The organism is Curtobacterium sp. VKM Ac-2922, assembly GCF_022815645.1.
Taxonomy (GTDB): Bacteria; Actinomycetota; Actinomycetes; order Actinomycetales; family Microbacteriaceae; genus Curtobacterium.
This window is the reverse complement of the sequence record NZ_JALGRO010000003.1, coordinates 71,474-93,134: the sequence shown is the minus strand read 5'-3', so window position 1 is coordinate 93,134 and position 21,661 is coordinate 71,474. Positions and strand designations below refer to the sequence as shown.

The 21,661-nt window shown below is 71.8% G+C and carries 15 protein-coding genes; 9 read left to right on the top strand and 6 right to left on the bottom strand.

Annotated features, from left to right (window positions below):
* The first annotated feature begins 19 nt into the window (after nucleotides 1–19).
* From MT346_RS04175 to MT346_RS18330, 6 genes are all read left to right on the top strand, one after another.
* Complete coding sequence (locus MT346_RS04175) at nucleotides 20–1,114, top strand: hypothetical protein (protein ID WP_243561569.1); 1,095 nt, start codon at nucleotides 20–22, stop codon at nucleotides 1,112–1,114.
* A 72-nt stretch (nucleotides 1,115–1,186) separates the two neighbouring features.
* Entirely contained in the window at nucleotides 1,187–2,815 is a 1,629-nt protein-coding gene (locus MT346_RS04170) for a DUF2142 domain-containing protein (RefSeq protein ID WP_243561568.1), read from the top strand.
* Complete coding sequence (locus MT346_RS04165) at nucleotides 2,812–4,401, top strand: DUF2142 domain-containing protein (protein WP_243561567.1); 1,590 nt, start codon at nucleotides 2,812–2,814, stop codon at nucleotides 4,399–4,401. Before MT346_RS04170 ends, MT346_RS04165 begins: the two co-directional genes overlap by 4 nt.
* On the top strand, nucleotides 4,383–4,991 hold the full coding sequence (locus tag MT346_RS04160) for a dTDP-4-dehydrorhamnose 3,5-epimerase family protein (RefSeq protein WP_243561566.1): 609 nt from the start codon (nucleotides 4,383–4,385) through the stop codon (nucleotides 4,989–4,991). The genes MT346_RS04165 and MT346_RS04160 overlap by 19 nt, the downstream gene beginning before the upstream one ends.
* Nucleotides 4,988–5,851, top strand: a complete 864-nt coding sequence (rfbA, locus tag MT346_RS04155; protein ID WP_243561565.1) for a glucose-1-phosphate thymidylyltransferase RfbA — start codon at nucleotides 4,988–4,990, stop codon at nucleotides 5,849–5,851. Before MT346_RS04160 ends, rfbA begins: the two co-directional genes overlap by 4 nt.
* A 122-nt stretch (nucleotides 5,852–5,973) precedes the next feature.
* The gene (locus MT346_RS18330; RefSeq protein ID WP_243561564.1) at nucleotides 5,974–7,773 is read left to right on the top strand and encodes a glycosyltransferase; all 1,800 of its coding nucleotides are present in this window, start codon (nucleotides 5,974–5,976) and stop codon (nucleotides 7,771–7,773) included.
* Nucleotides 7,774–8,042: 269 nt separating this feature from the next.
* On the opposite strand, the gene MT346_RS04145 is transcribed toward MT346_RS18330, so the two are convergent.
* The 6 genes from MT346_RS04145 to MT346_RS04120 form a co-directional block, all read right to left on the bottom strand.
* A complete protein-coding gene (locus MT346_RS04145; protein WP_243561563.1) occupies nucleotides 8,043–9,185 on the bottom strand; it encodes a glycosyltransferase family 2 protein in 1,143 nt (380 codons plus the stop codon).
* 73 nt (nucleotides 9,186–9,258) lie between these two features.
* Nucleotides 9,259–10,113, bottom strand: coding sequence for a glycosyltransferase family 2 protein (locus tag MT346_RS04140; protein ID WP_243561562.1), 855 nt, complete (start codon nucleotides 10,111–10,113; stop codon nucleotides 9,259–9,261).
* On the bottom strand, nucleotides 10,110–11,237 hold the full coding sequence (locus MT346_RS04135) for a glycosyltransferase family 1 protein (RefSeq protein ID WP_243561561.1): 1,128 nt from the start codon (nucleotides 11,235–11,237) through the stop codon (nucleotides 10,110–10,112). The genes MT346_RS04140 and MT346_RS04135 overlap by 4 nt, the downstream gene beginning before the upstream one ends.
* A gap of 2 nt (nucleotides 11,238–11,239) precedes the next feature.
* Nucleotides 11,240–12,484, bottom strand: coding sequence for an ABC transporter ATP-binding protein (locus tag MT346_RS04130; RefSeq protein WP_243561560.1), 1,245 nt, complete (start codon nucleotides 12,482–12,484; stop codon nucleotides 11,240–11,242).
* 4 nt (nucleotides 12,485–12,488) lie between these two features.
* Complete coding sequence (locus MT346_RS04125) at nucleotides 12,489–13,385, bottom strand: ABC transporter permease (RefSeq protein ID WP_243561559.1); 897 nt, start codon at nucleotides 13,383–13,385, stop codon at nucleotides 12,489–12,491.
* Nucleotides 13,386–13,455: 70 nt separating this feature from the next.
* On the bottom strand, nucleotides 13,456–16,023 hold the full coding sequence (locus MT346_RS04120; protein WP_243561558.1) for a glycosyltransferase: 2,568 nt from the start codon (nucleotides 16,021–16,023) through the stop codon (nucleotides 13,456–13,458).
* Between the two features lie 110 nt (nucleotides 16,024–16,133).
* On the opposite strand from MT346_RS04120, the gene MT346_RS18325 reads away from it, so the two are divergent.
* The 3 genes from MT346_RS18325 to MT346_RS04105 all read left to right on the top strand — a co-directional run bounded on the left by MT346_RS18325 (nucleotide 16,134) and on the right by MT346_RS04105 (nucleotide 21,630).
* The gene (locus MT346_RS18325; RefSeq protein WP_243561553.1) at nucleotides 16,134–17,156 is read left to right on the top strand and encodes a glycosyltransferase family 2 protein; all 1,023 of its coding nucleotides are present in this window, start codon (nucleotides 16,134–16,136) and stop codon (nucleotides 17,154–17,156) included.
* A 222-nt stretch (nucleotides 17,157–17,378) separates the two neighbouring features.
* The gene (locus MT346_RS04110) at nucleotides 17,379–19,472 is read left to right on the top strand and encodes a hypothetical protein (RefSeq protein ID WP_243561552.1); all 2,094 of its coding nucleotides are present in this window, start codon (nucleotides 17,379–17,381) and stop codon (nucleotides 19,470–19,472) included.
* Between the two features lie 49 nt (nucleotides 19,473–19,521).
* The gene (locus MT346_RS04105) at nucleotides 19,522–21,630 is read left to right on the top strand and encodes a hypothetical protein (protein ID WP_243561551.1); all 2,109 of its coding nucleotides are present in this window, start codon (nucleotides 19,522–19,524) and stop codon (nucleotides 21,628–21,630) included.
* Nucleotides 21,631–21,661 lie beyond the last annotated feature (31 nt).

Below are 21,661 nucleotides of genomic sequence, written 5' to 3'. Positions count from 1 at the left end.
GCCGTGGCAGGATGACGCGGTGTCGACCATGCGTTCCCGTCTCGCTCGCCTGCTCGGACGGGATGCCCGTCCCACCGCGCCCACGCCGCCGCCGACCCCGTTGATCGGGTTCGTGGTGCACGGCGCAGGCGGTGTCCACCCGGCGTCCGCCCACATCCGCGTGACCGGTCGGATGTCGGCGCTGGCCGCCTCGGGCGCCGCCCGCGTCGCCCAGGTCGACCCGGTCCGCTGGGCAGACGGCACCGACACCGCGCACCTCGACGCCGTCCTGGTCCAACGGGACGCGTTCCCGGTGACCGCCCTCGACGCGGCCTTCGCCCGCGCCCGGTCCGAGGGCACCCGCATCGTGGCCGAGGTCGACGACGACTTCTTCTCCCAGGAGGCCCGTGCCCGGCTCGCGCGGGCCGAGTACGACCCGCAGCGGCTCGCGTCGGTCGACCGGCTCGTCCGGTCCGCGGACGCCGTCGTGGTCTCCACCACGGCGCTGCAGGAGGTCCTGGCGGCCGAGGGCATCGCATCCGTCGTCGTCCCGAACGCTGTGCAGCCCGGCCTGTGGTCGACGGAGCCGGTCCGGCCCGACACGGACGGCCCCCGGCGGGTCCTCTACATGGGGACGGCCACGCACGGTGGCGACCTCGACCTGCTGCGGCCGGTGTTCGACGGTTTCGTCGACGACGACGGCCGACCGGTGCGGCTCGAGGTCGTCGGGGTCACCTCCGATGACGACGGGTGGTACGACCGCCTGCCGGTGCCCGAGGGCGGGACGCACTACCCGGACTTCGTCGCGTTCCTGCGGCAGCACACGCGCCGCTGGTCGGCGGGCGTCGCCCCGTTGACCGACGACCGGTTCAACGACGCCAAGAGCGACCTGAAGTTCCTGGAGTACACGATGCTCGGACTGCCCTTCGTCGGATCGGACCGGCCGTCGTACGCCGGGGTGGACGCTGTCGGCGGTCTGCTGGCGGCCGACGATCCGGAGTCGTGGCGGCGTGCGCTCCGCACGGCCTTCCGCGACGCCGACGCCCTGGTGGCGCGCGCTCGGGAGCACGTGCTCGCCGAACGCGTCGTCGTCGACGGCGCCGAGCCGCAGTGGCGAGTGGCGCTCGGGATCTGAGGCGCGCAGCCGGTATCGTCGTCCGGGTTGCCCGACCGCGCTGCCCGCGCGCCGCCCGACAGAGGAGAACCGTTGTCCGACACCGCACCCACGCCGATGGCGTCGACGACCGCGACCCCCGGGGAGACGTCCTCGCACCCGGTGCCGGCGACGGAGTCGACGCCCGCGACGAGCCCGACCGTCCCCCTCGGTGCCGAGACACCCACGACCGCGCACCGTGTCGACGACCCCCGACGACGCACTCCGGTCCGCAGCGGGTTCACCGGACCCGGCGCGCTCTGGCAGTACATCGCGTTCCTGTTGCTCTTCGTGCTCGGCGGCGCCACGTTCATCGCGGTGACCCCGCCGGGGCTGAACCCGGATGAGCCCGCCCACGTCTACCGCGCCTACCAGGTGGCACACGGTGGGCTCGTCGCGCAGGAGGCGAAGGGCATCGAGGGCATCCACGACGGCGACCCGGGCGGGTACATCCCCACGGCGTGGCCGAAGCTCTTCTCCGAGTCCCACTTCACCCGCGGGTTCGACGACGAGACCTCCTTCCGCGACCTGGACTGGTCGGCGCTCGCCGCGCTCCACGAGGACGGGACGACGGGATGGCAGACCTTCACGAACACGGTGCAGTACCCCCCGGTCGCGTACGTGCCGCAGGCGGTGGCGCTCCGTGTCGGCGAGGCGCTGGGCCTCGGTGTGCTCGCCCAGCTCGAACTCGGCCGTGCCCTCGGGCTCCTCGCGGTCGCCGGCCTGCTGCTCGCCGCAGCCCGGCTCACCCCGGTCGGACGGCTGGCGTTCTTCGCGGTCGGTCTGCTGCCGTCGGTCGTCGGGCAGGCAGCGTCCTTCAGTGCCGACGGCGTCACGATCGCGCTGTGCTTCCTGGCGACGGCGCTGGCGCTGCGGTGGGCCCTGCGCGAAGGCGCACCGACCTGGTGGCGATGGGTGCTGCTCGGGGTGCTGTTCGTCGCCGTGGCGCTCGTCAAACCGACCTACGCGCCCATCGCCGTGGTGGCTGCCGTCATCCCCGTCCTCAACCCGGCGGCTCGTCGGCTGTGGCACCTGGTCGGCGCCGGGGCCGTCATCGCGATCGCAGCGGGCGTGACGCTCGGCTGGCTGCGCGCGACCTCGTGGGTGACGCAGGGCGTCAACCCGCTGAACCACCCGGACCAGCAGCGCGCGTTCCTGCTCGAGCACCCGCTCGTCTTCGTCAAGGCCGTGTTCCGGTCGATCGTCCTCGACTACCCGACCGGGCTCACCACGCAGAAGGGCGAGATCTGGCGCGGCGTGTTCGGGTCCTTCTCGTGGCTGCGCGCCCCCCTGCCGATGGCCTTCGTGATCCTGTTGGTCATCACGTTGGTGCTGTCCATGCTCGTCGTCGAGCGGCACGAGCGGGGCGCCGTCGCACGCCTGCGGTCCGGCGTCCTCTGGCGGGTCGTCGTCGTGGTCGCCATCACCATCGTCGTCGCCGGTGTCTGCCTGGCGCTGTACGTCTACTACACCGAGGACCGTGGCCAGTGGCTGCAGGGCCTGCAGGGCCGGTACTTCCTGCCGGTCGTCCCGGCGGTGATGCTGCTGTTCATCGGCGGACGCCTGGTGTCCACGCGAGGGGTGCGGGTCGTCGTGTTCGCGGTGGCGGCCGTGTCCCTCGTCGCGGCGATCGTGACGATCGACCTGCACTTCTACCAGTCCGTCACACCGTTCTGGGGATGACCAGGTCCTCGCTCGCCGTCCGGGGACGGGTCGGCCTCCGCCGCCGGCTCGCCACCCGGTCGACGCTGGTCTTCCTGGGGGCCTGGGCGGCGCTCTTCGTCGTCGCCATGGCCTGGGTCGTCGCGAGTCCGCTGTCCTCCGGCCCGGACGAGAGCGGGCACGTGGCGAAGGCCGCCGGCGTGGTCCGCGACCAGCTCGACGGCGCTCCGACCTCCAGCGCGGGCGTCACGACGTTCCGGGTCCCCGCCGACGTCGGTGATGTCGGCGGCGCGATGACGTGCTTCGCCGGGAACCCGAACCGGTGGGCGGCGTGCGCGCCGTCGGCCGACAGCCTGTCCCGCGCGGCGCACGTGGTCCGTTCCGGTGTCGGCTCCTACGACCCGCTGTACTACGCGCTGGTCGGCTGGCCGTCCCTGGTGCTGCACGGCGCGCACTCGTTCTTCGCGATGCGCGCGACGTCGGCGTTGCTCAGCACGTTCCTGCTCGCGATCGTGTTCTGGGTCGCGGCACGGTCCGACCGTTCGCGGCCGCTCGTGATCGGTGCGGCGATCGCGACGACGCCGATGGTGCTCTACCTCGGTGCGGTCGTCAACGCCAGCGGCCTCGAGGTCAGCGGCACCGCGGCCGTCACGGCGCTCGGCTGGTCGATCCTGCACGGGCGACGACGACCCGCCACGAGTGAGGTGGTGCTGTTCGCCGTCGCGGTCGTCCTGACCGCGAGCGCCAGGACGACCTCACCGCTCTTCGTGGTCATCGTCCTCGTCGCGCTGTGCTGCACCGTGCCCTGGGCGCGTCTGCTCGCGGTCGCCGGTACGCGGACGGTCTGGCGCGCGGCGATCGTGGCGGCGGTGCTGGTGGTCCCAGCGCTGGTGTGGACCGTAGCCGTGGCGGTGCCCGGCGGGTACATCCCCTCGTCGGACCCCGCCCGCCCGGGCATCCGTGCTGCGGTCTGGCACGCGCTCTGGAGCCTGGGTTCCTACGGTCAGGGGATGATCGGCGTCTTCGGATGGCAGGACTCCGTCGCGCCCGGACCGGTCCTCACCGGGTGGACGGCGGGCATCGGCGCTGCCGTCGTGCTCGGTCTCGTGACGATCCGACGGGCCTGGATGCCGGTCGGGCTGCTGTCGGCCTCGGTGCTGCTGTTGCCGGCTCTGCTGCAGGCCACGTCCGCGCACCGGCTCGGGTACGTCTGGCAGGGCCGCTACGGACTGCCGGTCCTGGTCGCCCTGGTGCTCGTCGCCGTCGCGCTCGGCGGACGTGCGGCCTCCGTCCGGACCTCACCGGTACCGCTCACCGCCGTGCTGTGGACCGCCTGGGGCGTGGCGCAGGTGACGTCGTTCGTGATGGTCTACCACCGGTACTCCGTGGGGGTCGGGGGGCCATGGGACGTCGTGTGGCGCGGTGGCGGATGGCAGGCGCCGCACGGTCTCGCGCCGTGGCTCGCCCTGGACGTGATCGGCTCGGCCGGACTGCTCGCCGTGGCGATCCTGGTGGCCCTCGGCCCGCGTTCCCGGGACGCGCTGCGGACCGAGGTCTCCGCCGTGAGCGGGGTTGCTAGGGTGTCCGGGTGCAGATCCGCGAACTGAAGATCCAAGGCGCGTGGGAGTTCACCCCCGTCCAGCACGGCGACGCACGAGGAGCCTTCCTCGAGGCCTACCGCGCCGACGTGCTCGAGACCACCGTCGGACACCCCCTCGACCTCCGTCAGGTGAACATGTCGATCTCGTCGCGCGGTGTCGCGCGCGGGATCCACTACGCGCTCGTCGCCCCCAGCCAGGCGAAGTACGTCACCGCCGTGCGCGGGGCGTTCATCGACTACATCATCGACATCCGCGTCGGGTCGCCGACGTTCGGGCAGTGGGACTCGGTCCGCATCGACGACGTCGACCGCAAGGCCGTGTACCTGTCCGAGGGTCTGGGCCACGCGATCGTCGCGCTCGAGGACCAGTCGACGGTGAACTACCTGGTCAGTGCGCACTACGACCCCCAGCGCGAGAAGGGGATCAGCATCCTCGACCCGACGGTCGGCCTGGTCCTGCCCGACGGCATCGGCGAGCCGGTGCTGAGCGAGAAGGACACCAGCGCCCCGACCCTCGTGCAGGCCGCCGAGCAGGGCCTCCTGCCGACCTACGACGAGTGCATCGCCTACACGGAGTCCCTGAGGAGCAGCAAGTGAAGGGCATCATCCTGGCCGGCGGTTCCGGTACGCGCCTGTGGCCCATCACCAAGGGCATCAGCAAGCAGCTCATGCCGATCTACGACAAGCCGATGGTCTACTACCCGCTGTCGACGCTCATGATGGCCGGCATCAACGAGGTCCTCGTGATCACGACGCCGGAGTACAACGAGCAGTTCAAGGCGCTGCTGGGCGACGGGTCCAGCCTCGGCATGCAGATCGAGTACGCCGTGCAGCCGAGTCCGGACGGCCTGGCCCAGGCGTTCGTCATCGGCGAGGACTTCATCGGTGACGACAGCGTCGCACTGGTGCTCGGCGACAACATCTTCCACGGCACGGGCCTGGGCACCAGCCTGAAGCAGAACACCCGGGTGCAGGGCGCGACGATCTTCGCGTACCACGTGGCCGACCCGACGGCGTACGGCGTCGTGGAGTTCGACGACGACTTCACCGCGGTCTCCATCGAGGAGAAGCCGACCGCGCCGAAGTCGAACTACGCGGTCCCCGGGCTGTACTTCTACGACAACAAGGTCATCGAGATCGCCAAGACCATCGAGCCGAGCGCACGCGGCGAGCTCGAGATCTCGACGGTCAACGAGCGCTACCTCGACGCGGGCGAGCTCGGCGTGCAGGTGCTCGACCGTGGCACCGCATGGCTGGACACCGGCACGTTCGAGTCGATGATGCAGGCCTCCGAGTACGTCAAGGTCATCGAGGACCGTCAGGGCTTCAAGATCGGCTGCATCGAGGAGATCGCCTGGCGCAACGGGTGGATCGACGACGCGCAGCTCGCCGACCTCGCAGCACCGCTCGTCAAGGGCGGCTACGGGGTCTACCTGCAGAACCTGCTGCGCGGCTGACGATGGTGCGGCCGTCGCGACTCGGCCGGCTGCTGGGACGGCCAGGCGCGGTCCAGGCGACCCCGTCGGAACCGGCGACGCAGGGCGGAGCCGACCCGGGCCTCCCGGTCGACACGTCGCTCGTGTCGGACCCGCCGCACCCCGGTGACGGCGGGTTCGACGTCGTCGTGACGGTCGCCGAGTCGTCGTTCCGCGACGGCGCACACCTGCCCGCGGTGTCCGCGGCCCGGGCAGCTGGTGCCGTCGTCGTGGTGGTGGCGCCGTACGACGTGCACGCCGGCCCGACCAGCACCTACCCGGCGGTCACCGGGGGAGCCGACCACGTCGTCGCGCGGCCCACGGTGGCGGCAACGTGGGGCGGCGCGGTCGCTGCCGCCCGCCCGCTGCTCGCGAGCGCGGTCGTGGTGGTGCAGGACGCCTCCGTGACCCTGCCGCAGGGCGGGTACGACGTGCTGGTCGCCGCGACCGACCAGGAGGCCCCGGTCGCCGTGGCCGTCGTCCGGACCGTCGACGACGTGGTCGCCAGTGCGGGCGCCGCCCTGGTCCGCGGATCGGCGCCGGTCGCGTCGCTCCTGCGTGGGCACCCGCCGGAGGACGCCGAGGCGCTGGCGGGGGTCGCCGTCTTCGCCGCCGACGAGCCCTGCTTCGCGGCACGGACCGATGCACTGGCCGTGCCGATCCGCACCGTCGACACCCGCACCGCGGTCGCCCGCCTGACCCGTGACACCGCCGACGCCGCGGGCGGCCGGTGCGTCGTCGTGCCCCTCGGCCGCGTGTACCGGTCGCGGACCATGCGCGAGCAGCGCTACGACACCGACGCTGCCGAGGCCCTGGCCGTGTGGCGTGCGCGCACGGACGACGCGGCCGTCCGGGCACTGGCGGCCGCCGGGTTCGTCCCGGGCACGCCCTCGGCCGACGCCGCCGGTGCGCCCGTCGCACTGCGGGAACCCGTCGTGCGGGCCGAGCGCGGCGCCGATCGGATCGCGCTGCGCGACCGGGGCGAGCGGTTGCGGTGGTCGATCCGCATCGCGGCGCACCCCGGGCCACGCGGCGACGACTGGGGGGACACGTTCTTCGCGCGCGACCTGGCCGCTGCGCTCCGGGGCCTGGGACAAGAGGTGGTGGTCGACCACCGCGAGTCGCACGTCCGACCGTTCTCGGAGCACCTCGACGACGTCGCCCTGACGCTGCGCGGGCTCGACGACACCCCGGTGCACCCGAGCGCCGTGAACGTGCTCTGGGTGATCTCGCACCCCGACCTGGTGACCGCAGCCGAGCTCGCCCGGTACGACCTGCGGTTCGCCGCCGGACCGGTCTGGGCTTCCCGGGTCGCCGAGCAGACGGGGCTGCCCGTCGCACCGCTGCTGCAGGCCACCGACCCGACCCGGTTCCACCCGGGCCCGGTCGACCCCGCGTACGCCGGGCTCGACACCGCCTTCGTCGGCAAGACGCGCGCGGTCTTCCGGCCGGTGGTCCGCGACGCGGTGGATGCCGGCGTCGACCTGGCGGTGTGGGGCGAGGGGTGGGAAGGACTGCTGCCGGACGGCGTCCACCGGGGCGTGTTCGTGGCGAACGACGCGCTGCCGGCCCTGTACCGGAGTGCCCGCGTGGTGCTCAACGACCACTGGGACGACATGGCGCGCGACGGCTTCCTGTCGAACCGGCTGTTCGACGCCGCTGCTTCGGGCGCGCTCGTGGTCACGGACCCGGTGCCCGGCGTCGACGAACTGTTCCACGGGGCGGTCCGCACGTACGACTCGGTGGAGGGCCTCGGTGCGCTGGTGCGGGCGGGGGAGTCCGTGTCGTCGGACGACCGTGCCGCGCGCGGTGCTCGGATCGGCGCGGAACACTCCTTCACACGCCGGGCGGAGACGCTGCTCGACGCCGTGCGGGCTGCGCACGCGGCGCGGTCGGGGCGCTGAGCGCGGTTCCCGCAGGCCGGGCCCGCCGCCGGTGGCTGGCGCTGGCTGCCGCTGGCAGCGTCGCTCCCCGTCACGCACATCGCGCCCCGTCGCCGCGGGGCGCGATGTCCGTGCGGGGGTGCGACCCGCGCCGTGCACGCCGTGCGGCGGACGCGTCGGCCAGCGCGGCGCGGCGGGCAGCGCGGCGGACGCGCGGCGCGGCGGCCAGCGCGGCGGACGCGCGGCGCGGCGGCCACGTGCGCCGGCGCGGCGCACGCGCCCGCCGGGGCTCAGCGGCGGACGCGCCGTGCGACCTCGCCCACCTTGTCGGCGAGCCGGACGACCCGCCGCGCGTGCATCGCCGTGAGCTCGGCGTCGCGCGCGGCGGTCTCGCGCTGCGCGGCCATCGCCCGGTCGCGCTCGAACTGCACCGTGGCGCGCAGCGTGTCCGCCGTGGCCTCGCCGGCGCGGACCGCGTCCTCGAGTTCCTCGATGCGCAGGTCCCGCGTCACGACGGCCCGGCCGAGCGCCTGCAGCCGTGCCAGGTCGTCGACGGGCACGAGCGGGTCGGCCGGACCGTCGAGCACCGGCGAACCAGCGCGCCGCAGGACCTCGGCGATGCCGTCGTCGCGGGTGAACGGGCCGGCCTCGGCGTCCTCGTCGGTGACGAAGCGCAGCGCGAAGGTCGCCTGCAGGACGCCCTCGTGCAGCCGCCGGTAGTCGCGCATGCCGTGGTGGCGCGGGCTCGGCGTCAGGTCGGGGTTCGCCTCGTAGGCGCGGCCGCTCACCTCGACGCGGTGTTCGTACTGCGCCCAGGACCGCCACGGCAGGTGCAGGACCTCGAGCCGCAGCCCGTCGGGCACCGGGGCGCCGTTCGCGACGCTGACCTGGTGGTTGCCCTGCACGACGGTGACCTCGGGGTCGCCGACGTGCACCGCGTTCGTCGAGGGCGGTGCGAGCAGCCCCGCGGCGTGCAGCGCGTCGAGCGGACGCTCGTCCCGCCAGTGCAGCCGCTCGACGCCGCTGCCCGACTCGGCCAGACGTCCGGTCAGGTTGACCACGGGCACCGTGAAGGCACCGATCGCCGGGTCGAGCTGGTCGAACACCCGGCGCACGGTCAGCGACCGGTCGACGGGCAGGATGAACTCGTCGGCGTCGGCGTTGACGACCCAGTCGGCGTGGTGGATGCTGGCGGCGTCGCGGGCCATGCCGGTCACGACGACCCCCTGCTGCTTGTGGTGCAACGGGTCGTGCCGCAGGTCCACGGTGACGTCGTCGCGGGCGGCGAAGGCGGTCAGGATCTCGGTGGTGCCGTCGACCGAACCGTTGTCGGTGATCACGAACACGTCGAAGCCCTGGGCGACGTGGTGGTCGAGCCAGGCGGGCATGACGTCCGCTTCGTCGCGGACCATCAGCGTGACAGCGAGGTTCATGGGCACTCCTGTGCTGGTTCGGGGGAGGAGTCGTTCGGGGCGGGCGCCGGGGCGTCCCAGCGACGCTACCGCGTCAGCGCGTGTGCGTGGCGCGGGCGCGCACGGCGAGTGCGACCCGCAGCACGGCGCGCAGCGGCCAGAGCCACCAGGCCGCGTACTTCTGCGCCAGGAACCGGTACGCGCTGTGGTGGTGTGCGCGGCGCATCCGGTCCGAGGACCCCTGTGTGGCGGTGCCGCCGATGTGGATCGCTGTGGCGGCGGGCTCGTACACGTTGCGCAGCCCCGCCCGGCCGATGCGCCATCCGAGGTCGACGTCCTCGAAGTACATGAAGTAGTCCTCGTCGAAGCCACCGAGGCGGTCGAACACGTCACGGCGCACCAGGACGCACGCGCCGGACAGCCACCCCGCGTCGCGCCGACCGGAGTGGTCGCCGTCCTGCCGGTACCGCTTGGTCCAGGGGTTGCTCGTCCAGACGTTGGCGAACAGGGCGTGCCCGAGTCCGGTGCGCAGCGAGGGCACCGCCCGGGCCGACGGGTAGACCTCGCCCGAGGGCTCGAGCAACCGTGGTCCGACCGCGCCGATGCTCGGGTCCGCCGCGGCGGTGTCGATCATCCGGTCGAGGGCCAGCGGTTCGAGCACGACGTCCGGGTTCGACACGAGCACCCACCCGACGTCGGGGTCGAGCGTCGCGACCGCGCGGTTCACCGCGGTGCCGTAGCCCCGGTTCGCCCCGACCGCGTAGAAGCGTGCGGACGCGGCCTCGGTGATCTGCCGGAGCTCGTCGGCCGTGGCGGAGTCGTTGTCGGCGACGACGACCTCGACGCGCCCGGCGCTGGCGTCCTGGGTCGACGCCAGGAACGCGGGCAGGACGTCCACCGAGTCGTACGTCACGGTGACGATGGCGGCTCGTGCGCTGCCGCCGCTCATCCGAACACCTCGAGGTGGGCGCGCGCGCAGGCGGACCACGTGAACCCGGCGGCGCGGGCGCGGGCACGGCCGACGCGGTCGGCGCGGGCCCCGGGGGCGTCGGCGAGCAGGCGTTCGAGAGCGGCGCGGATCGGTCCGGCGTCGGGTTCGGTGTAGGTGACGGCGTCGCCGCCGACCTCGGGGATCGCCAGCCGGTCGGTGGTCAGGACGTCGGCACCCGAGGCCATCGCCTCGAGTACGGGCAGCCCGAAGCCCTCGGCGATGCTCGGGTACGCCACGACACGCGAGCCGCCGAGGAACGCCCGCAGCTCGTCGACCGGCAGGTACCCCAGGTACCGCAGCGGTTCGCCGGGCACGTCCCCGGCCGTGCGGAGCTCGGCGGCGGCGGTGTCGTCCCACCCGAGGCCACCCGCGACGAGCAGCGCGGGTGCTGCGCCCGATGCCGTGTCGAGCGCCCGGTGCGCCGCGATGAGCTCGGGGACGCGCTTGCGTGGTTCGATGGTGCCCAGGAAGGCGATCCACTCGGTGTCCGGCGCGATGTCGTGGGCCCGCCGGAACGCGCTGACCTCGTCAGCGGTCGGCTCGTGGAACTGGGTGGCGTCGACGCCGAGGTGCGCGACGACGGTGGGGCGACGGGGCCGACCGGTGAACCGGTCGAGCTCGCGGACGGTCGCCGCGCTCGGGGCCACGGTCGCGCGGGCCCGTCGACGGGCGAGCCGCGTCCAGGTCCGGAAGAACAGCACCTTGAGGCGCGAGTGCGCGGCCGGGTCGCTGAAGAACGTCGCGTCGTGCAGGGTGACGACCGTCCGGGAGGCCCTGGTCACCGGGAACGTGTAGTGCGGGCTGTGCAGGGTGGTCGCCCCGACCCGCCCCACCAGGGCGGGCAGGCCGGTCTGCTCCCACAGCAGGCGGAGCGGACGCGAGGACGTCCACGCCGGGGCCGCGTGGTACCCGTGCACGGGTGCGAGCCCGCGGAGCCAGTCGAGGTCGGCCGCCTTGCCGACGACCTGCACGCGCACGTCGAGTTCCGCGAGCCCGGTGAGCAGGCCGGAGATGTACCGGGCCACGCCTCCGCGGTTCGGCGGGATCGACGTGGCGTCGACCAGCACCGGCAGGTCCCGCAACGTCAGCCCTTGACCTGTCGCTCGGTGTTCTTCGTCCAGGCGATGCCCGACTGCGTGTCCTCGTCGGCGACGACGAACCGTGCGGCCTCGCGCTCCATGACGATGTGCTCACCGTTCGGCTTCGCCAGGAACACGTGCACGAAGTACTGGCCACCGCCCAGGCGCAGGTCGCTCAGGCGCCACTCGATGGTGGCCGAACCGCGCAGGGGGTCGTGCCGGACCTGGGTCTGGCGGCTGTCGACGCCGAACGCGGGGTTGCCGAGGTGGTTCTCGATCTTGATGCCGGCGCGCCACTCGGGCAGGACGTCCTTGTGCGAGAACGTCGCGCGGATGACCAGGTCGTCGCCGTGGTGGTGTTCGGCGCCGGGGGCGCGACCGGGGATCTCGAGCGTGACGTGCTCGACCTTGCCGGGCTTGGCGTCCTCTTCCGGGTGCGCGGCCTCGGCCTCGGCGATCCGTCGTCCCTCGAGGATCTCGCGGAAGTTCTTGACGGCCAGCCGGGCCGAGCCCTGGAACTTGACCTCGCCGTGGTGCAGCACCACCGCGGAGTCGCAGAGCTCCTGCACCTGGCCGAGCGAGTGCGACACCAGGATGATCGTGCGACCCTGCGCCTGGAACTCGCGGATCTTGTCGAGGCACTTCTTCTGGAACTGCTCGTCGCCGACGGCCAGCACCTCGTCGACCAGCAGGACGTCGGGGTCGGTGTTGATCGCGACCGCGAAGGCCAGTCGGACGTACATGCCGGACGAGTAGAACTTCACCTGGGTGTCGATGAAGTCGCCGATGCCCGAGAACTGCAGGATGTCGTCGAACCGGGCCTCGGTCTCCTCTTGCGTCTGGCCGAGGATCGCCGCGTTCAGGTAGACGTTCTCGCGCCCCGTCAGGTCGGGGTGGAACCCGGCACCGAGTTCGATGAGCGCGGCCAGGCGACCGCGTCGCTCGACGGATCCGGTGGTCGGCTCGAGGATGCCGCCGATGGTCTTCAGCAGCGTCGACTTGCCCGAGCCGTTCGGGCCGAGCAGACCGATCGTGGTGCCGGCGGGGATGTCGAGGTTGATGTCGCGCAGCGCCCAGAAGTCCTCGCTGTGGCGGCGGCCGGCGCGGCCCAGCGTGACGACGCGCTCCTTGAGCGAGTTGTCCTTGCGGATCGTGAAGCGCTTCGAGACGTTCTTCACCGTGACGACGGCGGGGGCGTCCTTGAAGGGCGACGCGGTCTCCTGCGTGGCGATGTTGCTGTCGATGCTCATCGGGTCAGATCTCCTGGGCGAAGTTGCCCTGCAGCTTGGCGAACACGCGCTGGCACAGCAGGAGTGCGATCAGGCCGACGACACCGACGACCACGAGACGGATCAGCAGGTGCGTCGGGTACTCGGAGTCGGGCCCAGCGGTCCAGAACGCCCGGTGGAACCCGAGGACCGCGAGGGTGATCGGGTTGGCGGTGTAGAGGTTCAGCAGCCACTGCGGCGCAGCGTTCGCGACCTGCTGCCAGCTGTAGACGATGGGCGACGCCCACATCAGCAGGAGCACCAGGACCTCGACGAGGTACTGCATGTCGCGGAGGTACACGTTGGCAGCGGCGAGGAGCAGCGCCAGAGCCGTCGCCCAGATCAGGATCACGAGCGTGGCGGGGAAGAAGTAGAGCAGGTCGAGCCGGACCCACGCGAAGCCGCTCTGCAGGATCGTCGCCACCAGGAGCACGACGATCTGCACGCCGAAGTTGAACAGCGCTGCTCCGACGCTCGCCAGCGGGTAGATCTCGCGCGGCAGGTAGATCTTCTTGATCAACCCGCCGTTCGAGACGATCGACGCCGTCCCGGCGGCGACGATCTCGCTGAACAGCCCGTAGAGGGTCAGCCCGGCGAACACGTAGACGGCGAACTCGGGGATGTTGCGCGACGCGCCGAGGATCTTGCCGAGGACGAAGTAGTAGATCGCCAGCTGCACCAGCGGGCGGATCAGCGTCCAGGCGAAGCCGAGCGCACTGTCCTTGTACCGGGACTTCAGGTCGCGGCGGATCAGCAGGTCGAGCAGCTGCCGGTGGGCGAAGATCTCGCGGATCGACCCGATGACGGCGGTGGCCGGGCGGCCGGCCGGGACCATCCGTTCTTCCCGGAGGCGCTCGAACCGCTCGGTGACGATGTTGCTCAAAGGGGGTCCTTACGTTCGACGCGGGCGACGGACAACTGTACATCGGCGGCCCGGGGCGACCACCGGGGCATCAGCGCCCGTTCTTGCTCTCGCGCATGATGCGCACGCGGTTCTGCACCTTGTTCCGCAGCCCCGAGACGCCGTTCTCGCGGAGGTACCACGTGGCGAGGCGCACGTCGCGGGAGATCCCGTGACGACTGTTGGCGATCTGGTGGAACTGCAGCTCACGCTGCCGTGCCGGGCTGAGTGCCACCCGCGGACGGCTCGCGGCCGACAGCGATCCGGCCGGCACGGCGGCGTCGTGGGCGCGGTCGGCGGCCACGTGCGGGTCCTTGCAGAACTCGACCAGCGGCGCCAGGGCGCGCTCCCACGTGAAGTCGGAGCGGACCCGGCTGACCGCGTCGCGAGCCGCCTGGGCCGCTTCGGGGTCGTACAGCATCGACTCGAGCGCGGCGGCGAGTCCGTCGACGTCGCGCTCCTTGACCGCGACGCCCATGCCCTCGGCACCGATCAGGTCGCCGAAGCTGTCGCCGTCGGTCGTGACGATCGGCAGGTTCGCCCACATGTAGTCGAGGATGCGGGTGCGGAACGAGAACGTGGTCTCGATGTGCGCGAAGTGGGTGCTGACGCCGGCGTCCGCCTCGAGCAGGTAGTTCTGGCGGTCGTCGAGGGCGACCCACTGCTCGTTGAAGAAGACGTGCTTGTTCGTCAGCCCCAGGTGCTCGCTGATCCGGCGGGTCTCGGAGACGATCGCCATCTCCGGCACGTCCGGGTTCGGGTGCGCGACGCCCAGGAAGAAGAGCCGGATGTCGTCGTGCGTCTCGGCGACCTTGGCGATCGCGCGGACGAGCGACGGGGTGTCGAACCAGTTGTAGATGCCGCCACCCCAGATGACGACCTTGTCGTCCTCACCGATGCCGGGCGTGACGCCGCGGATCGCCTTGCGGGTGTGCTCGGGCGGCGTGGAGTCCATGCCGAACGGCGCGATCGCGATGAGCTTGTTGAGGTTGTCGTCCGCCAGGTAGTTGTCCGGGTTGACGCGACCGACGGCGGCCAGCTGTCCGAGCCAGAACAGGCGCTGCCGCTCGGACGCGCACAGGAAGAAGTCGCCGCGCTCGAGCTGGCGGTTGATGACGTCGGTGGTCGAGGTCACCTGGTTGCGCCAGCCGACGTCGCCGTTGTCGCGGGCCTGCTCGAGCTGCTCGAGGTGCATCGGGTCGTACAGGTCGACGACCATGATCTTGTTCGAGTGCTGCAGCGTCGTGAAGTGGTGCAGGGCGTAGCCCTGGAAGAAGATGACGTCGGCCCACTCCTCGTGCTCCCGCATCGCGCGTTCGTGCTGCAGCGGCACGCGGGAAACCTCGAAGGCGGTGGACTTGCGGTTCGCGACGTTCCAGGTCACCAGTCGGACGTCGTTGTGCTCGCTGAGGGCCTCGGCGATCTTCCACGCGCGCATGCCCGGACCGGCCATCTTCTCGCCGAGCGCGTCGCCGGTGATGACGAGCACGCGGGTGCGGTGCATCGGCTGTTCGACGTCGAAGGCCTCGATGATGGCCTGGTAGCCCTCCAGGAAGTAGCCGTCCTCGAACAGTGGCTTGAAGGCGTCCCCGAACAGGCGGAAGACCTCTTTGTCGGTCTTGACGCGCTGCCCCTGGATCCGGCGGCGCTCTTCGGACAACCGCGGCAGGTCGGACACGAACTGGTCGAGCGCGTACAGCCCCGCGACGGCTTCCTTGGACATCGGCGTCGTCGGGTCGAACTCGTCCGGCGCACCCGTGAACCGGCGGATGTCGAACTCCTCGGAGTCGCGCCCGCTCTTGGCGACCGCGCGACGCGCCAGCAGCGCCAGGGCTGCCGGCAGGAAGGTGCCGAGGTTCTCGTCCGACAGGTTCTTGTAGAGCAGGTGCAGGGCGTTCCGCTCGAGCAGGTACATCTCGCGGTGGTCGCCGAACGACTTCATCGAGCCGTGGTGCTTGTGGTAGACGACCGAGCGTGGCGCGAACCGGACACGGTAGCCGAGCAGGTTGAGGCGCCAGCCCAGGTCCACGTCGTCGTAGAACATGAACAGGCCCTCGTCGAAGCCGCCCACCTCCAAGAAGACGTCGCGACGGACGAACAGCGCCGAGCCGGTACCGAACAGCAGGTCCTGCGGCTCGTCGAAACGGCCGTCGTCGAGCTCGGCGATGTGGTTCTTGTAGCCCATGCCGAACCAGCTCAGGCCGGACTCGACGAAGTCGATCGTCTTGCCCTCCCAGTCCAGCACCTTGCTGGCGACGGCGGCGACGCGGGGGCTCGGCGCGAACCCGGCGACGCCCTCCTTCACCCAGTTGACGTCGGGCTTGGCGTCGTTGTTGAGGAACGCCACGACGTCCCCGGTGGCCTCACGCGCGCCGAGGTTGCTGCCGCCGGTGAACCCGAGGTTCTCCGGCGACACGATGATGCGCACGTTCGCCTGGCCGCCGAGCGCCGCCCGCAGGCGCGCTTCGCTGTCGTCGCCGGAGCCGTTCTCGACGACCACGATCTCGAGCCGGTCCGCCGGCCAGTCGACCTCGCTCAGACGGGCGATGCACTCGAGCGTGTCGTCGGTGCCGCGGAAGTTGATGACGACGACGGACACGCGGGGCGCGAAAGTGGACACGGAAGGACTCCATACGTCGGCAGGCGGTGGTGCCTCGGAAGGCGGCACCACTATACCGACCAGACCACCGGGGTCCCGGTCGGCCGGCGCGCGCCTGGGAGACTGGCCCGGTGGACCTCTCCGTCATCATCGTCGACTGGCACCAGCCGGACCTCACCCGCCGCGCGATCGACTCGGTGCTCTCGCAGCGCGTCGACGCCTCCGTCGAGGTCGTGCTCGTGGTGAACGAGGCCGACGACGCCACGGTCGACGCCTACCGTGCCGAGTACCCCGACGTCGTCCTGGTCGCCGAACCGACGAACGCCGGGTTCGCCGGTGGGGTCGAGCGCGGGATCGCCGCATCGAGTGGTGCCGTGCTCGTCCTGGTGAACAACGACGCCGTCGCCGACCACGGGTTCCTCGACCGGGGGCTCGCCGTCCTCGCCGCGGGTGGACCCGGCGTGGCCGTCGTCGCCGCCACGGCGGTGCTCGAGGGGCGCTTCGTCGCCGCGCCGTCGGACTCGCGCGCCCCGGACGACCTGGTCGCGGGGGACGGGCGTCGGTGGCGTCGCGCCGAGGTGGGACAGACACTGGTCAACGGCACCGGCGTCGTGCTCGACCGCTCGGGCAACGGCCGTGACCGCGACTGGCTGCGTCCGATCGACGACGCCCCGGAGTCTGCGCCGCTCTTCGGGTTCTCCGGTGGCGCCGCCTTCCTGCGCCGCGCTGCGGTGGCCGAGGTGGGCGGCTTCGACCCGACGCTGTTCATGTACTACGAGGACCTCGACGTCGCGTGGCGGCTCCGCCTGGCCGGGTACGAGATCCGGCACGCGCCCGACGCGGTCGTGGTGCACCGCCACGCCGCCAGCTCCGGCAGCAACGGTCCGCTGGTCCGGTACCAGAGCATGCGGAACCGCCTGGCGGTCGTGGTGCGGAACGGCTCGCCGGCCCTGGTCACGCGGGTCGTGTTCCGCACCCTGGTGCGGATGGTGCGCGACCTGGCGCAGCCGCGTCGGGCGCAGCTCGCACCGGCCGCGTGGCGGCGGCTCGTCCTGGAGGCCCCTGCCGTCCTCCGTCACGCGCGTCGCGCCCGGCGCGACGACGGTCACGACGCGGCGGCGCGTCGCCGCGTCGAAACGCTCCTGGCGGGCTGACACTGAGTGGGCACTCAGGCGCGACCAGGCGCTCGAGGTGCGGTCCGCGGCGGACGCACGGCGCCCCTCCCGTTCGGGGGTGCACTTGGGGGCTGTGTGATCGCTGTGATCCAGGTAGCCTGATGTGACTCGTGTGACTCGGTCCGGACAGGGCCAGACCGACCGCACCCCACAGCCCGCGTGCTCACCACACCGCGTCGCCGCCCAGGGAGGCACCCCGTCGTGAAGAAGGCCATCGCCGCCGTCGCGAGCGTGCTCGCAGTCGCGAGCATCCTCGTCGGATTCCAGATCGCCGGACCACAGGCGTCCGTGGAACCGGCCTCTGCCCTGAGCGGATCGCAGTTCGACCCGGGCAACATCATCCCGGACTCCGAGTTCTACAACGGCTCCGGCATGAGCGAGTCCGCGATCCAGACGTTCCTGAACGCGCAGATCGGCACGTGCTCGAACTCATCCTGCCTGAACGTCGGACGCTTCTCGCTGAACAGTCACGGCGCCGACGCGATGTGCAACGCGCTCACGGGTGGCTCCTCGCTCTCCGCCGCGCAGATCATCGCCCGCGTCGGTGCCGCGTGCGGGATCAACCCGAAGGTCATCATCGTCACGCTCCAGAAGGAGCAGACGCTCATCAACGGCTCCACTGCTCGCGGGCCGTCGGCCGGTCGGCTGGACCGCGCGATGGGCTACGCCTGCCCGGACAGCGCCAACGGCGGCTGCGACCCGGCGTACGGCGGCGTCGGCAACCAGGTGTTCTGGGCGTCGTGGCAGTGGAAGCGGTACGGCAACCCCGCCGGCACCAGCAACTACTTCACGTGGTTCGGCCCCGGAGCGAACCGCGCCGTGCAGTACAACCCGAACGCCGGCTGCGGCACGAAGACCGTCTACATCCAGAACAAGGCCACCGCGGCGCTGTACTACTACACGCCCTACACGCCGAACCAGGCCGCGCTGACCAACCTCTACGGCTCGGGCGACTCGTGCTCGGCGTACGGCAACCGGAACTTCTGGCGGCTGTACAACGACTGGTTCGGCGTCTCGACCGCCGACAACCCCTTCGGCGGCATCGACGCCAAGCAGTTCGGCCCGGGCTACGTGCAGGTCGGTGGCTGGGCGCTCGACCCGAACGCCGGCACGCAGACCGTGCAGGTGCAGTGGTACTCCGACGGCAAGCTCCTCGGCACCCTGCCCGCGAACGCGTCCCGACCCGACGTCGGACGGCGCTACCCGGGCACGGGGAACAACCACGGCATCCTGAGCACGCTGACCGTGGGCGGCGGCACGCACTCCATCTGCGCGGTCGGCGTGAACATCGGCGCCGGTTCGAACGCCCAGATCGGTGCCTGTCAGACCGTGACCGTGATGAGCGGTTCGCCGATCGGTGGCATGGACGCGGCGTCGGCGACCGCCGGCCAGGTGACGGTGAACGGGTGGACGATCGACCCCGACACCGCGTCGCCCGTGGTCGTGGACGTGTACGTCGACGACGTGATGGCCAGCCGGACGACGGCGAACGCCTCGCGCCCGGACGTCGGCCGCCGCTACGTCAACTACGGGGACGCGCACGGGATCGCGACCACGGTCGCCGCGACCGGCGGCACGCACCAGGTCTGCGCCTACGCCTTCAACATGGTCGGGACGGGTGCGACCACACGGCTCGGCTGCGACACCGTGACGGTCGCGGACACCTCACCCTTCGGCGGCATGGACGTCACCACGAGCGGGTCGACCGCGACCGTGAACGGCTGGACGATCGACCCCGACACCAAGAACGCACTGCAGGTCCGGGTCGCGATCGACGGCGTCCAGGTCGGCACCTCGACCGCGAACGCCCCGCGTGGCGACGTCGGTCGTCGGTACCCGGCGGCGGGTCCGAACCACGGGATCAAGGCCGTCTACGACCTGCGTCCCGGAGCGCACACCATCTGTGTCACCGCGGTGAACGTCGCCGGCGGCGCGGACAAGGCCCTCGGGTGCGACACCGTCACGATCGGCGCGAGCTCGTCGCCGTTCGGCGGCATGGACGCGGCGTCGAGCGTCGCCGGTCGTGTGCAGGTCAACGGGTGGACGATCGACCCGGACCAGCAGGCCACCGCGCTGCGCGTCGACACCTACCTCGACGGGGTGGGCGTCGCGTCCGGGCCCGCGAACGCCGCACGGTCGGACATCGGACGGAAGTACCCGGCCGCCGGGGCCGCGCACGGCATCAACCAGTCCTTCGCTGCGCGAGCCGGTTCGCACACGGTCTGCTCGTATGCGATAAATGTCGGGGCCGGGAAGAACGTGTTGCTCGGCTGCCAGGTCGTCACCGTTCGGTGACGCCGGCGGTCGGCGACGACCACCGCCCCCGAACCGAGAGACCCACCGCGTGAGCCGTCCCACCGTCGACCGACCTCGACCCGACAACCGTCTGCTCGCGTTGTGGATGCGGACGGAGACCGCCTGGCAGCGCGTGGTCGCACCGCGGCCGTCAGGTCTGCCGAACCTGCTCGTCCTGGTCGGCTTCCCGGTGGTCGCGCTGCTGATCGTCGTGGTGCTCGTCGCCCTCGGGGTCTCGGGCAACTCCAGCGGCGTGTACTGGCAGTCCTTCGGGACGGGCGGCGCTGACCCGGACCTGCTCGCCGGGCGGCCGCAGGGCATCCGCAGCGACGAGTGGCTGGTGCAGTCGAGCTGGATCCTCTCGCAGGTCCGCGAGGGCTTCCCGGTCGTCAACCAGTCGTTCCCCGGCGGGATGGACGCCACCATCCAGAACGACCTGCCCACGTGGGACTGGTCCAGCCTGTTCCGCCCGCACGTCGTCGGCTTCCTGTTCCTGCCCCTCGACCAGGGCATGGCGGTCCGCTGGTGGCTGCCCGTGGTGTCCGCGCTGATCGCGGCCTACGTCTTCGCCGTGACCGTGATGCCGCGCCGCCCCGCGACCGCCGCGTTCCTGGCGATCGCGCTCTGCCTGTCGCCGATGATCCAGTGGTGGTTCCTGCCGACGACGATCTGGCCGGTGGCCTGGGCGTTCGCCGGGTTGACGGCGGTGCTCTGGGCCTTCCGGTCGTCACGGCGCTGGCCGGCGGTCGTCGCGGCGGTCGTCACCGGGTACCTGACGGTCACGATGGTCATGAGCATCTACGTGCCGTACATGGTCCCGGCGGCGGTCGTCCTGGTCGCCGTGGCGGTCGGGTTCCTGGTCGAGCGGCTCCGGACCCCCGGCACGACGTGGTGGCGCACGGTCCGCAGCCTCGTGCCCCTCGCGTTCGCCGCCGCGGGCGCCGTCGTCGTCATCGGCGTCTGGGCCCTCACACGGCTCGACACGATCAAGGCCGTCCTGGGGACGGTCTACCCCGGGCAGCGCCTCGAGCTGACCGGGGCGACGAGCGTCGAGGCGCTCGGCTCCCTGTTCAGCGGCCCGTTCCAGCGGTCGCTGCAGTACGGCGCGGTCGGCGGCCTGTCCGTCAACCAGTCCGAGGCCGCTGCACCCCTGATGGTCGTGGTGTTCCTGCTGCCGGCCCTGCTCTGGGTCCTGTGGGCGGGCCTCCGTCGCCGCCGCGCGATGGACTGGCCGGTCCTGGCGACCGTCGTCGTGCTCGGCGTGCTGTTCGCCTTCCTGCTGGTCCCACACTGGGACGCCGTCGCCCACCTGCTGCTGCTCGACCGGAGCACGGACGCACGCATCCGGCTGGCGTTCGACCTGCTCGGACTCGTCGCGGTGGCGCTCGTCGCGGCGCGGCTCGACGCCGGGGTGGGCGCGCGTCCGGTGGAGGACGCACCGACCGGGGACGTCGGTGCACCCGTGCGCTCGCGCGTGCCGTGGGGGACCGCCGGCTACGGCCCGGTCCTGGTCCTGGTGAGCGCCGGCTTCGTCTACATCGGCCTGCGCATCGGTGGCTCGAACGTCCTCGGCGCCTCGCACGCATGGCGCATCGTCGTCGTACTGCTCGCCGTGGGCGTCCTGCTGGTCGCCCGGCGGTGGATCGCCCCGGGCGCCCTGCTGCTGCTCGTCGCGGCGGTCGTGGTCGGTGGGGGCGTCAACCCGCTGTACCGCGGCGTGTTCGACCTGGCGACACAGACGACGGCGGGCAAGGCCGTCAGCCGGATCGTCGACCGGCAGCCGGATGCCCGCTGGGTGGGCATCGGCGGCTACGTGCCGACGGCGATGCTCCTGGAGACCGGGGCGCACTCGTACAACGGCGTGCAGACCTACCCGCCCGAGGAGATGTGGCACGAGATCGACCCGAGTGGCCGGTACGAACCGATCTGGAACCGCCTGGCCAACGTGAACTGGCTCGACGGTGACGGCGCGCCGAAGCTCTCACTGCCGGTCCGCGACCAGATCCGCGTGAGCTTCGACGGCTGCAGCCGGTTCGCGCAGCAGAACGTGCAGTACGTGCTCTCCGACCAGCCCGTCACCGACCAGTGCGTCTCCGAGGTGCGCGAGGTGACCCAGGGGCAGCAGTCGCTCTGGATCTACCGGGTCGACCGGCGCTGACGGCGGGGAGCGCGCCGGGTCGACCGGTGCG